This is a genomic window from Mesorhizobium sp. M5C.F.Ca.IN.020.29.1.1 (assembly GCF_003997375.1).
Taxonomy (GTDB): domain Bacteria; phylum Pseudomonadota; class Alphaproteobacteria; order Rhizobiales; family Rhizobiaceae; genus Mesorhizobium; species Mesorhizobium wenxiniae.
The window spans coordinates 1-12948 of the sequence record NZ_RZSW01000127.1 but is presented as its reverse complement, the minus strand read 5'-3'; the positions used below and the strand labels follow the sequence as shown (position 1 = coordinate 12948).

The following is a 12948-nucleotide window of genomic DNA, read 5'->3' as shown; positions in this document are numbered from 1 at the left end:
GGGCATTTCTGGTCGCTGGCCCACGAAATTTCCGGCGAAGCGCTGCCCACCGTCATGAAAAAGGTAATCGAAGCGGCGATACCGGGCGCGACGAAGAAGCAGCGCGCACATTGAATCGCCTACATCACCCCACATGAATTGCATTGAACGAGGACTAGAATGACCGAAATCCGCCACATCGTTTTCGACATCGGCAAAGTGCTGATCCACTACGATCCGAACTTGCCCTTCAGCCGATTGATCCCCGACGCCGACGAGCGGAAATGGTTCTTCGACAATGTCTGCACGCATGACTGGAACATCGAGCAGGACCGCGGCCGGACCTGGGAAGAGGCCGAGGCGCTGCTGATCGCCGAACACCCGGACCACGCCGAAAACATCCGTAACTTCCGCCGCCTCTGGCACGAGATGGTGCCGCACGCTTATGACGACAGCGTCCAGATCATGGAGAAGCTGATCGAGAGCGGCCACGACGTCACCATGCTGACCAATTTCGCCGCCGACACGCTGGCTGAAGCCCGGCAGCGTTTCGACTTTCTCAACCGTCCGCGCGGTGTGACCATTTCCGGCGAGATCGGCATGATCAAGCCGGATCGCGGCATTTACGACCATCATGTGACCGCGTTCGGCCTCGAGCCCGCGGCCACGCTGTTCATCGACGACAGCCCTAAAAATGTCGACGGTGCCAAGGCGGCCGGCTGGCAGTCGGTGCTGTTCACTGACGCAAAGACGCTCGAGGCGGACCTCAGAGGGCTGGGGGTCAGAGTGTGATTTGAATCACTTCGACAGGCCGATTGATAATCCGCTTTTACATGGCAGACACATACGATCCGTTCGTCAGGCCCCTGCCCGCTCCATGCCGAGGCGGGCGATACGGCGAAGCTCGTCGATCGGGGTCAGGCCGCCGCTGCGCTCATAATGCCAGAAGGTCCAGCCGTTGCAGGCATCCAGCCCCTGAACTTCCGCGCCGATCTTGTGGATCGATCCGGCGCTGTCGCCGACCGCCACCGTGCCGTCGGCGCGCACCCTGGCCGCCCAGCGCTTCTTGGCGTCATAGAGTGTGGCACCCGGCAGCATCAGCCCGGTGTCGATGAGGCTGACGAAAGCAACGCGCGGCTCGGCGCGCTTGCCGGTGAGCACGGTGAGATCAGCGCGATCCAGCGGCCGGACTGCATCGATGCGCTCGTTGGCGGCGTCGATATAGACCTGCTCACGCTCGATGCCGACGAAATGGCGGCCGAGGCGCTTGGCCACGGCGCCGGTGGTGCCGGAGCCGAAGAAAGGATCGAGCACGATATCGCCGGGCTTCGTCGAGGCCATCATGATGCGGGCGAGCAGCGCCTCGGGCTTCTGCGTCGGATGCAGCTTGTCGCCATTTTCATTCTTCAGGCGCTCGCCGCCGGTGCAGATCGGAAACAGCCAGTCGGAGCGCATCTGGATGTCGTCATTCGACGCCTTCAGCGCTTCGTAGTTGAAGGTGTAGCCCTTGCCCTTCTGGTCACGCGAGGCCCAGATCATCGTCTCATGCGCGTTCTGAAAGCGGCGGCCACGGAAATTCGGCATCGGATTGGTCTTACGCCACACGACATCATTGAGGATCCAGTACCCCAGATCCTGCATCTTGGCGCCGACCCTGAAAATGTTGTGGTAGGAGCCGATGACCCAGATGGTGCCGTTGGGTTTCAGCACGCGGCGCGCCGCCAGCAGCCAGGCGCGAGTGAAGGCGTCGTAGACCTCAAAACTCGCGAACTGGTCCCAGTCGTCGTCGACGGCATCGACCCTGGACTGGTCGGGACGATGCAGATCGCCGTCGAGCTGCAGATTGTAGGGCGGATCGGCAAAGATCACGTCGATGGATTTTTCGGGCAGCCGGTCGAGCGCGGCGACGCAATCGCCCTTCAGGATCGTATCCAGCCATTCGGATTGCTGCGGAGCATGGGAAAGCTCGTCGAGAAGACGCACGGCAGACATTGTGACACCCAAAGCACGCGTTACTGTTTACTCCCTGTTATGGTTACCGATCAGCGTAAATATTCGATGAAGGCCGAGGATCCGGAGCCCAGGTAATTTGCGAAGACCGGTCTGTTGGTGTATGCCGCGCCGCCTGAACCTTCTCAGCCCCTCCCTCCCGCTTTCCGGATCGCTATGCCTCAGCCAGACCTTGTCATCTTCGATTGCGACGGCGTGCTCGTCGATTCCGAAATCATTGCCGCGCGCATCGAAGCCGAGCTTTTGACGTCGGCCGGTTACGAGATATCGGCCGAGGAGCTTTCTGAAACCTATGCCGGGCTGACCTTCAAAGACATCATGATGCGTGTCGAAGAGAAGTCTCGCATCCCGTTCCAGGCCTCGCTGATCGATCGTGCCGAAGAGCTGGTCGACCGCCGGCTGCGCGCCGACGTGCGAGCCGTCGACGGGGTGCACCAGGCAGTCGCCGCGGTGACAGCACCGCGCTGCATCTGCTCGAATTCGCGCACCGAGCGGATCGAATTCATGTTGGAGAAGGTGCGTCTGCTGCCGTTTTTCGCTGGGCACATTTTTTCCTCGCTGGAAACGCCGAGCGGAAAATCCAAGCCGGCGCCCGACGTGTTTCTCTTTGCCGCGGAAAAACTCAAGGCCGACCCGGCGAACACCTTCGTCATCGAGGATTCCGTGCACGGTGTGACCGGCGCCAGGACAGCCGGCATGCGTGTGATCGGCTTCACCGGAGCGGCGCACAGCTATCCCGGACATGCCGACGCGCTGACCGAGGCCGGCGCCGAAACGGTCATCCGCCGCTGGGCGGAGCTGAAAAGCGTGATCGCCGCCCTGTCGGAATGGTCGGCCGATGCGTGATGCATGCGCCTCCGACGTAGGCGGCTCCAACGCCGCCGCTATTCGGCCGCGGCAATCTTCTTGTCGGTCTTCTTCGGCGGGCCTTCGTCATAGCCGGCGAACGCCTGATAATCCTTCGCGGTCGGCTCGGGAACGACAACGTTCGAATCGGTGAAGACGAACTGGGTGGCACTCGAGGGATTGGTAACCTGGACCTGATGTTGGTGAAGCTGCGAGTAAAGGACCTCGGTGCCGTGCATCACAGCGATACGGATCGGCATGGTGATGGTGCCCGGGCTGAACATCGGTCCCGGAACGACCTTGCCGGCGACGGCGATCTTCATCGTCAGCGAGCCGTTGGCACGGTTGCAGTCGCGGGTCACATCGGTGATCGAAGCCTGATAGATGATCTTCGCGGAATCGTCCTGCTGGTCGCTGCTCACTTCAAGCGCAGCAGCTTCTGCATCCTCGGCGGCGGCTTGTTTCTTGGGCTTTTGACCGCCCTTGGCATAGGTGTTGAAGAAGGCGGTGCCGTCGCGCAGCGTCACTTTCGGACAATAGGCCAGCAATTGGCTGGCGAGAACCTTGGGGTCCGGCGGCGGTGGCGGCGTCGTGTCCTTCTTTCCGAAGCCCAGCATGCTACTGCCGCCTGATTGGCAGCCGGCGGCGGTAAGCATAAAGCCGGTGAGCGCCAGACCCGCGACAAAACGACCGTTAAATGTATGAAACGCCATGAACTGCACTTCCCTCTCGCAAAGCGGGTGACGTATATCAACCGCGCGGCAAAAATGCGACTGAGCAAGTACGGAAATTAACCACTTTGCCGCGGACGGACCGCTCGGCAGCAATGGAACATGACGATGCAATATGTGAGTACCCGCGGGGAAGCGCCCGTGCTTGGATTTTCCGACGCGGTGCTGGCGGGCTTGGCGCGCGATGGCGGTCTTTATGTGCCTGATACCTGGCCGCAGTTTTCGGCGGCAGAGATCCGCGCCATGCGCGGCCTTGCCTATCCCGACCTCGCCATCCGCGTGCTGTCGCCGTTTGTCGGCGGCGAGATCGCGATGCAGGTGTTCGAACGCCTGGTGCGCGAAGCTTATGCGACGTTCCGTCACGAGGCGGTCTGCCCGCTGGTGCAGACCGGCTCGAACATGTTCGTTCTGGAACTCTTCCATGGCCCGACGCTTGCCTTCAAGGACGTGGCCATGCAGCTTCTCGCCCGGCTGATGGACCATGTTCTTGCCGAACGGGGCCAGCGCGCCACCATTGTCGGCGCCACGTCCGGCGATACCGGCGGGGCCGCCATCGATGCCTTCGCCGGGCGCAATCGTACCGACATCTTCGTCCTTTTCCCGCACGGCCGGGTCTCGCCGGTGCAGCAGCGGCAAATGACGACGTCCATCGCCGCAAATGTCCATGCACTGGCGGTCGAAGGCAATTTCGACGATTGCCAGGGGCTGGTGAAGGATATGTTCAACGATCACGGTTTTCGCGACCGGGTGTCGCTGTCCGGGGTCAATTCGATCAACTGGGCCCGCATCATGGTCCAGATCGTCTACTACTTCTCATCAGCGCTGTCGCTCGGCGCGCCCGACCGGCCGGTTTCGTTCACCGTGCCGACCGGCAATTTCGGCGATATCTTCGCCGGCTACGCCGCCAAGAAGATGGGGCTGCCGATCGAGCGGCTGATCATCGCAACCAACGACAACGACATTCTGGCGCGCACGCTGTCGAGCGGCGAATATCGCACGAAAGGCGTCTTTTCGACCACGTCGCCGTCTATGGACATCCAGGTTTCTTCGAATTTCGAGCGCTTGCTGTTCGAGGCGGCCGGCCGCGACGCCTCGACCGTGCGGCGCTACATGAGCGGCCTCAAGCAGTCCGGCGCCTTCACCATCGAAGCGGGCGAGATCGCCAGGATCCGCTCCGAATTCGACGCCGGCCGCTCGACCATGGACGAAGTTGCCGCCGCGATCCGCTCGACGCTCGCAGCCAGCAACTATCTGCTCGACCCGCATACGGCCGCAGCCATGCATGTTGCGGCTGCGAAGGCCACCACTGCCGTGCCGATGGTGGTGCTGGGCACCGCCCATCCGGCAAAGTTCCCGGCCGCCGTCGAAGCCGCCAGCGGCGTGTCGCCGACCCTGCCCGCATGGCTAGGCGGGTTGATGACATCAGAGGAAAAATACACGGTACTTCCATCCGACCTGAAAATGGTGGAAGATTATGTTAGCCGCCACACGCGGGCGGCAAGTTAGGGAGTATCAGCTATATGGGTGTTGAGGTAAGCCGTCTGTCGAACGGCCTGACAGTCGCCACCGAAACCCTTCCAAGCCTCGAATCCGTCGCTCTTGGTGCCTGGCTCAAATCAGGCGCCCGCAACGAGCGTAGCGAAGAGCACGGAATGGCCCACTTGCTTGAACATATGGCGTTCAAGGGAACCAGAAGGCGAAGCGCCTTCGAGATCGCCTCGGAAATCGAGGATGTCGGCGGCGAGATCAATGCCGCTACCAGTGTCGAGACCACCTCCTATTATGCCAGGGTGCTGAGCGACGACGTGCCCCTGGCCGTCGATATCCTCTCCGACATCTTGCAGGAATCCGAGTTCGACCCGCAGGAGTTGGAGCGCGAGCAGCATGTGATCCTGCAGGAGATCGGCGCCGCTCACGATACGCCCGACGACATCGTCTTCGACCGCTTCACCGAGACGGCTTTTCGCCACCAGACGATCGGCCGCTCAATCCTCGGCACGCCGGAAACCGTCAAATCCTTCACCTCGAAGCAATTGCACAAATTCATCGAACGGCAATATGGCGCCGAGCGCATGGTGGTCGTCGCCGCCGGCGACATCAAGCACGACAATTTCGTGCGCGAGGTCGAGAAGCACCTTGGCGGTTTCCGCAGCAAGTCCGACAACACGATGCCGCAATTTGCGCAATATGTCGGCGGCGATTTCCGCGAGGACCGCGACCTGATGGACGCGCAGATCGTGCTGGGGTTCGAGGGCCGCGCCTATCATGTACGCGACTTCTACGCCTCGCAGGTCCTGTCGATGATCCTTGGCGGCGGCATGTCGTCGCGTCTTTTCCAGGAGGTCCGCGAAAAGCGCGGGCTGTGCTATTCGGTCTATGCCTTCCACTGGGGTTTTTCCGATACCGGCATATTCGGCGTCCATGCCGCGACCGGGCAGAGCGACATCGCCGAGCTGGTGCCGGTGGTCATCGACGAGTTGCAGAAGGTCGGCGAGAACATCCTGCAGGAGGAACTCGACCGGGCACGTGCCCAGTACCGTGCAGGCCTGATCATGTCCGCCGAAAGCCCGGCCAGCCGCGCCTCGCAGATCGCCCGGCAAATGCTGCTGTTCGGCCGGCCGATCGCCAAGGAAGAGCTGATGGAACGGCTGTCGGCGCTGACGGTCGAGCGCCTGACGGACCTGTCGTCACGGCTGTTTTCGACCAAGCCGACGCTGACTGCCGTCGGACCGGTGGGTACGCTCGCTCCCTATGAGGCGGTCCTCGAATCGCTTTCGGGCACGCAGACCACGGCCCGAAAGCTCGCCGGCTAAAGTCCATCAAAGCGTCATGTTCGCGCTCCCTTTCTTTCGCCGTGACCTGCCGGCACTGAAGGGTGACCGGGTCACGCTGCGCGTCCCGCTGACCAACGACTATCGCGAATGGTCGGTGCTGCGCGGAGAAAGCCGCGCCTTCCTGGAGCCGTGGGAGCCGCGGTGGAACCCCGACGAGCTCGACCGCACGGCCTGGCGGCATCGCCTCAGCCGCTATCGCGAAGACTATGCGCAGGGAACGGCGATAGCCTTCTTCATCTTCGAGAAAGGCAGCGGCAAGCTTGTCGGAGGCATCACCCTCGGCAACATCCGCCACGGCGTCGCGCAAAGCGGCCATATCGGCTACTGGATCGGCGAGCGCTACAGCGGCCGTGGTCTGATGACCGACGCGGTCAAGGTCGTGACGCGCTTCGCCTTCGATACGCTGAGGTTGCACCGGATCGAAGCTGCCTGTATTCCCGACAATGCCCGGTCGATCCGCGTGCTTGAAAAAGCCGGATTCCGGCGCGAAGGACTTCTGCGATCCTATCTCAGGATCAATGGCATCTGGCAGGACCACTACCTCTACGCCCGGATCGAAGACGATCCGCCGGGCGCGGGAACGAAGGACTAATTTTGACGAATTTCCTGCGAATCGGGTCGTTGTTCGCCTTTGTGCTGACGGCAATCGTCGTGCTCTGCGCGGCGTCCTCGGCCTTCGCCGTCGAGCCGATCAAGATCGCCCGCGACGACGTGGCGCTCGACCTTTCGGGCGCCGTCGAAATCTACCGCAACCAGGGCGAGAACTTTCAGGTGTCGACCGCTCCAGGCCCGGACGGCATCGTGCGGCGCATCGAGGTCGAGGCCAATGATGCGCGCTCGTCCGGCGACTGGGCGGTGTTCGCGCTTGCCAACACCACCGACCAGCAGCTCGACAGGCTGATTGTCGCACCGCATTTCCGGCTGGTGAATTCCGGCATCTTCTGGCCGGATCTCGGCTCGACCCGCATTGCCGCGATCACGCCCAGCGAGGGCTTCGCGCTTGACCGCCAGAGCAGCCCCGACGCCGATGTGTTCCGGGTGACGCTGAACCCCGGAACGGTGATCACCTTTATTGCCGAACTTGCCTCGCCCAAACTGCCGCAGGTATATCTATGGGATCCGGAATCCTACAAGGACTCGGTCAATTCCTACACGCTGTTTCGCGGCATCGTCATCGGCATCGCCGGCCTTCTGGCGCTGTTCCTGACCATCCTTTTCGTGGTCAAGGGGACCTCGATGTTCCCGGCAACCGCAGCACTCGCCTGGGCGGTGCTCGCCTATATCTGCATCGATTTCGGCTTTCTCAACAAGGTGCTGGAAATATCGCCCGGCAACGAGCAGATGTGGCGAGCCGGAACGGAGGTGGCGCTTGCGGCGACCTTCGTGGTGTTCCTGTTCGCCTATCTCAACCTCAACCGATGGCACGGCCATTTCAGTTACGGCGCGCTGGTCTGGATTCTGGGGCTGCTGCTGATCGCTGGCGTTGCGATCGTCGATCCGGCGGTCGCCGCCGGCATCGCCAGGCTGTCCTTCGCCGCCACCGCGCTGACCGGCCTCGGCCTGATCATCTTCCTCGGCATACGCGGCTACGACCGTGCCATCATGCTGGTGCCCAGTTGGGTCATGGTCCTGTTGTGGCTATGCGGGTCGTGGATGGCGATCACCGGCATGCTCGACAACGACATCGCCCAGCCGGCACTGGGCGGCGGGCTGATCCTCATCATCCTGCTGATCGGCTTCACCGTCATGCAGCACGCCTTTGCCGGCGGCGTACTACATCAGGGCCTGTTCTCCGATCTCGAACGGCAGGCGCTGGCCGTCGCCGGATCGGGCGACACGGTGTGGGACTGGGACGTGATGCGCGACCGCGTCGTCACCAGGCCGGATGTCAGCATCCAGCTTGGACTTGCGCCCGACAGCCTGGGCGGAGCTGCTCGTAACTGGCTGCCGGTACTTCATGCCGACGACCGCGACACGTTCCGTACCACGCTCGACGTGGTGCTCGAACACCGGCGCGGCCGGGTGTCGCAGAATTTCCGCCTGCGCGGCGCCGACGGGCACTATCACTGGTTTTCGCTGCGCGCACGGCCGGTGATCGGATCGGACGGCGAGGTCATCCGCTGCGTCGGCACCATGGTAGACGTGACGGAGCAGAAAAAGTCCGAGGAGAGGCTGCTGCACGATGCCGTGCATGACAATCTGACTGGCCTGCCGAACCGGGAATTGCTGATGAATCGGCTGGAGGCGATCATTTCGATCGCGCGCACGGAAGAGAAAGTGCGTCCGACCGTCTTCGTCATCGACATCGACCGGTTCAAGCAGGTCAATGACGGGCTCGGCATCTCGGCCGGCGATACCATCCTGCTGACCGTTGCGCGCCGGCTGCACCGGTTGCTCAAGCCGAAGGATTCGCTGTCGCGTTTTGCCGGCGACCAGTTCGCGCTGATGCTGCTTTCCGAACAGGACCCGGCCCGCATCGCAGCCGTTGCCGACGCCATCAAGCATGCGATCAACAATCCGATCACCTTTGCCAAGCGCGAGATCGTGCTGACCGCCTCGATCGGGCTGGTCACCTGGACGTCGGCGCAGAGTTCGGCCGAGGACATGGTCAAGGACGCCGAGCTTGCCATGCACCAGGCCAAACGTTTTGGCGGCGACAGGATCGAGCCGTTCCGCCCCGCCTTCCGGACCGTCGGCACCGACCGGCTGCAGTTCGAGTCCGACCTGCGCCGCGCCATCGAACGGCGCGAATTCACACTCGCCTACCAGCCCATCGTGCGGCTGGAAGACGGCAGTGTTGCCGGCTTCGAGGCGCTTTTGCGCTGGGACCATCCGCGCCGCGGCATGATCCCGCCGGGCGATTTCATCCCGGTCGCCGAGAGCTGCGGCTTGATCGTGCAGCTTGGCCTGTTCGCTATGCAGCAGGCCGCCGAAGATCTGGCGGGATGGCAAAAGCAGATCGGCGACGCGCCGCTGTCGGTTTCGGTCAACCTGTCCAGCCGTCAGCTCATCCGCCGCGATCTGGTCAGCGACGTCCGCTCGGTGATCGCCCGGGCCAACCTGAAGCCGCGCTGCTTCCGGCTCGAACTCACCGAATCGCTGGTGATGGACAATCCCGAGCAGACAGCTCATGTGCTGAACAAGCTGAAGAAGCTTGGCATCGGCCTGTCGCTGGACGATTTCGGCACCGGCTATTCCTCGCTGGCCTATCTGACGCGCTTTCCCTTCGACACGATCAAAATCGACAAGAGCTTTGTCGACGACGCGACGCCGAAGCGCGCGGTGCTGCTCAAATCCATGGTCAACATGGCGCATGAACTCGGCCTTTCGGTCGTGGCCGAGGGCATTTCGGATGAAAGCGATGCGCTCGAACTGCGCCAGATGGGCTGCGAATATGTGCAGAGCTTCATGTTCGGCGCGCCGATGCCCGGCGATCAGGTGCTGAAGACGCTGAAGGAACAGTATCCGCTGGCTCAGGCTTGATTTTGTGCATGTCGGTTGTCCCAAGACCGCTGCGCACCTTTGGGCGAGATGCCGGGGGGTCCGCTTCCCGGCGCACGGAGGTCGCAGGCAAACCGTCCTGGTCACTCAGTATTGAAAATTTTAGTCTCCTACCCGTGGCGCGGCCCCATCAATGTTGGCAAGCCTGAATCAACGGCGGCGATAGAGATAGCTCTCGGAAAGGCCGAGGCGACGGCACGATTGAACGGCCGGGGATGAAGGAAGCACGATGCTCTCGCAGATTGCCGCCGTAGTCTTCACAAAAGCACGCTCCCACGGCGTCAGGGTCCAGCGGTCGCCGAGTGCCAAGCGCTTGCGCACCCAGCGCGGTAGGATCTCGACGGCCGCCTTCAGAAATGGCCGCTGAAGCGGTTGAGCCACTCCCGGCAAGGCGGGAACGTCTTCCATGATCTCCAGGAATTCCAAGACGATCGGCGACGCGACGAGTCTTTGCCTCATCGCGTCGAACAGCGCGTAAAGCTCGGCCTGTGACGTGGGCGAGCCGGCCGCACCATAGAGAAGTGCGACGGGGCGAGCCTCAGCAAACATCACGTCCCGTTCGAAAAAATGCAGACGATGCACATAGACGTGATACGCCTCCATGAAACCAAACCCGGCCGTAGCTTGCACCCAGTCCAGCAACTCCGGGTCGGTGGCGTGGTATGGCTCACCTTCGCTGGTTCGACCTGAAACGCGCCCATGCATCCTGACCACACCTTCAATCATGGCCTTAGCCTTGGTTCGAGGGCCGTAGACCGTAACCAAGGCAGCGAGGCCCGTACGCTGTAATCGTCGGAGCGCGTGCGAGCGGAATGTGCTGTGCTGCCAAATGGCGTCGCGAACCCGCGGCTCCGCCAATTCGAGCAGCACCGCAGTAACCCCGCCGATGAAGAGCGCAACAGGGTTCTTGAAAATACGCCAGGATATCGAGGTGGGCGGTAACAGCGCCGGCTCGCCTTCCGGGGTCGAGAAGTCCATCTGAGATCCGAGCCGCTGGCGCATGAACGACTGCGCAAGAGTATCCACACGACGCTCAAGTGGGTGAGGCAGAGGGATGATGCCCGAATTGACAAACATGGTACGCCTCCGACTCCTGGGAACAACAAGTGTCCAACCAGTGGCTAGCGGATGCAGTATGCACGAACGTCTTGGTCTTTCCGTAGTTCCAAATGATCAGCCTGGCGCGCTGCGCATTATCCGCAAGAACACCGGGCCCGGATGGTCATCACGAGCCCGGTCGTGCTGGCCTTATGGCGTAAGATCGAGCGCCGGCACGATTCTGTGGTAGGGCAGGCCTGCATCGTCGTTTAGACGCTTCACGTCGGTATCGGAGACAGCATCAAACAGGCACATGCAGCGCCCGTCCTCCGGTGCGAAGGTCGAGCGCAGATAGCTGATGTCGGTGCCCTTGGACGTCATCTCGGCGGCCTGGCTGATCGCCGCCTTCTGCGCATCTCCCAGAGCTTCCATGCTGATGCCCTTGAGGTCGCGTTCCACCATGTAGACAGTCATTTCCAGATCTCCTCCTATGAACAGTAACCACAGGAGTTGAATGCAGCGGCGGGCGAAAGTGAACGACATTTTTTCTATCGATCGATAGCCGACAGTTATCGATGAAAGGGCTACAATGTCGTTTCGTGGAACCGCCTCGGGAGGGCTCGCCATGGAGATGTTTCAGGTCCGCTACGTGCTTGCTGCCGCGAAGATGCTGAATTTCACCAAGGCAGCCACCGATTGCAATGTGTCTCAGCCGGCGCTCACCAAAGCGGTTAAGACGCTCGAGGATGAGCTTGGCGCGCCCTTGTTCCACCGCGAGGGAAAGCGCGTCCTCCTGAGTGAGTTCGGGCGCTCCATTCTGCCGCATCTTCAGCAGATCATGCAGGAGGCCCACGCAACCAGGACGCTTGCCGACAATTTCAGGCTGCTCAACCAGGTGCCGATCCGCCTCGGCGTCATGTCGACCATCGGCCATGTGAAGCTCGCCCGGTTCCTGGCAAAGTTCCAGCGCGACTATCATGGCGTCGAGCTTGAAGTCAGCGAGGCGAGCGTTCAGGAACTGAAAAACAGGCTTGAGCAAGGCGATCTCGATCTGGCCGTCCTCAATCCGCTGGAGGGACTGGGAGCGGCTTTCCGCGTCCATGATCTCTACAGTGAGCGCTACGTCGTCGTATTCGCGCCGGATCACCGGCTTGCGAGCCTCAATGCAATCAAGTTGGTCGATCTCTCTCAAGAACCCTATGTCGACCGTCTGTCCTGCGAAATGCGGGACCTGGTGATGGGTGTGTGCCGGGAAAGAAACGTCAGCCTTTATGCCCGCTTTCGTTCCGAGCGCGAGGATTGGATCCAATCAATGGTGCTGGCGCGGATCGGCTTCGCCTTCATGCCTGAATATTCGGTGACATCGCCTGAACTTCTGCAGCGTCCGCTGATCGAACCCGCGGTGGCACGCACCGTGTCCCTGGCTAGCGTTCCGGGCCGGCCCTATAGCCCGGCGACGGCGGCAATGGTCCGAGCTGCCCAGAGCTTCGATTGGCCAGGCTAGGCGTTTGTTGCTGAAGCTGATTTTAGATGCGTTCTGCCGCCCTGGTGGTCCTCGGACCGGTACCGACCCTATCCAGGACTACCGACACTCAATCGCTGCGCATTTGGGCAATGTGGCTGCATGAGACGCGCAAACTCGGTGAGATGGACATGGCTATGCTCACGGTGGAAGGGATGCCTCCAAGCTCGGCCTCGAGTTTCTGGATAGCGCGGGTCAGCGCCGGCTGGGTCACGCAGCAGCGACGCTACCCGGAAGTAGCGGATTTCGTGTATCTCCATGGATCGCCCTTTCCCGATGACAGCCTTGCATCGGCGCGATCAAATATTGGCATTTCCTTTTTCTCCGAAACGACTGCAACTTTCTTGCTTCGTTGGAATCGCGCTCGCCGAAGGAGCGCGGGAGAAGGCTCACAATGGCCGGATGGAGATTTGAGGGAGGACAATCATGACCTTGCCCAGTTACGCAATGAACCAGGCAAGTTTCCCGCAGATGTACGAGCGGTGGC

12 protein-coding genes and 1 pseudogene are annotated in these 12948 nt (G+C 61.7%); 9 read left to right on the top strand and 4 right to left on the bottom strand.

Going from position 1 to position 12948, the window contains the following annotated elements; all coding sequences use genetic code 11:
- Both EOA85_RS38930 and EOA85_RS13045 read left to right on the top strand, forming a co-directional pair.
- Positions 1 to 114, top strand: a pseudogene (locus EOA85_RS38930) (A/G-specific adenine glycosylase); the annotation flags it as partial.
- Between the two features lie 45 nt (positions 115 to 159).
- Positions 160 to 771, top strand: coding sequence for an HAD family phosphatase (locus EOA85_RS13045; RefSeq protein WP_029355668.1), 612 nt, complete (start codon positions 160 to 162; stop codon positions 769 to 771).
- A 66-nt stretch (positions 772 to 837) separates the two neighbouring features.
- On the opposite strand, the gene EOA85_RS13040 is transcribed toward EOA85_RS13045, so the two are convergent.
- Positions 838 to 1971 carry a site-specific DNA-methyltransferase gene (locus EOA85_RS13040; protein ID WP_127209692.1) on the bottom strand — a complete coding sequence of 378 codons (1134 nt, stop codon included), beginning with the start codon at positions 1969 to 1971 and terminating at the stop codon, positions 838 to 840.
- 174 nt (positions 1972 to 2145) lie between these two features.
- Between EOA85_RS13040 and EOA85_RS13035 the strand changes: the two genes are divergently transcribed.
- Positions 2146 to 2835 carry an HAD family phosphatase gene (locus tag EOA85_RS13035; RefSeq protein WP_127209691.1) on the top strand — a complete coding sequence of 230 codons (690 nt, stop codon included), beginning with the start codon at positions 2146 to 2148 and terminating at the stop codon, positions 2833 to 2835.
- A 38-nt stretch (positions 2836 to 2873) separates the two neighbouring features.
- Here EOA85_RS13035 and EOA85_RS13030 read toward each other — a convergent pair whose 3' ends face one another.
- A complete protein-coding gene (locus EOA85_RS13030) occupies positions 2874 to 3548 on the bottom strand; it encodes a hypothetical protein (protein WP_065006237.1) in 675 nt (224 codons plus the stop codon).
- A 126-nt stretch (positions 3549 to 3674) separates the two neighbouring features.
- On the opposite strand from EOA85_RS13030, the gene thrC reads away from it, so the two are divergent.
- From thrC to EOA85_RS13010, 4 genes are read left to right on the top strand one after another with little or no spacing between them, the layout of a single operon-like run.
- Positions 3675 to 5072 (top strand): threonine synthase, encoded by a 1398-nt coding sequence (gene thrC / locus EOA85_RS13025; protein ID WP_127209690.1) that lies wholly within the window; start codon positions 3675 to 3677, stop codon positions 5070 to 5072.
- A 14-nt stretch (positions 5073 to 5086) separates the two neighbouring features.
- Positions 5087 to 6379, top strand: a complete 1293-nt coding sequence (locus EOA85_RS13020; RefSeq protein WP_029355661.1) for a pitrilysin family protein — start codon at positions 5087 to 5089, stop codon at positions 6377 to 6379.
- Between the two features lie 16 nt (positions 6380 to 6395).
- On the top strand, positions 6396 to 6992 hold the full coding sequence (locus EOA85_RS13015) for a GNAT family protein (RefSeq protein ID WP_029355659.1): 597 nt from the start codon (positions 6396 to 6398) through the stop codon (positions 6990 to 6992).
- Positions 6993 to 6994: 2 nt separating this feature from the next.
- Positions 6995 to 9883 carry an EAL domain-containing protein gene (locus EOA85_RS13010; protein WP_127209689.1) on the top strand — a complete coding sequence of 963 codons (2889 nt, stop codon included), beginning with the start codon at positions 6995 to 6997 and terminating at the stop codon, positions 9881 to 9883.
- Between the two features lie 168 nt (positions 9884 to 10051).
- Here the strand turns inward: EOA85_RS13010 and EOA85_RS13005 are convergent, their stop codons facing one another.
- Complete coding sequence (locus tag EOA85_RS13005; protein WP_206523292.1) at positions 10052 to 10978, bottom strand: oxygenase MpaB family protein; 927 nt, start codon at positions 10976 to 10978, stop codon at positions 10052 to 10054.
- Positions 10979 to 11149: 171 nt separating this feature from the next.
- Positions 11150 to 11482 carry a DUF4242 domain-containing protein gene (locus EOA85_RS13000; protein ID WP_245485733.1) on the bottom strand — a complete coding sequence of 111 codons (333 nt, stop codon included), beginning with the start codon at positions 11480 to 11482 and terminating at the stop codon, positions 11150 to 11152.
- 82 nt (positions 11483 to 11564) lie between these two features.
- Between EOA85_RS13000 and EOA85_RS12995 the strand changes: the two genes are divergently transcribed.
- A complete protein-coding gene (locus EOA85_RS12995) occupies positions 11565 to 12443 on the top strand; it encodes a LysR family transcriptional regulator (protein ID WP_036267457.1) in 879 nt (292 codons plus the stop codon).
- 149 nt (positions 12444 to 12592) lie between these two features.
- The coding region (locus EOA85_RS38080) for a hypothetical protein (RefSeq protein ID WP_206523291.1) at positions 12593 to 12948 on the top strand (356 nt) is incomplete at its 3' end.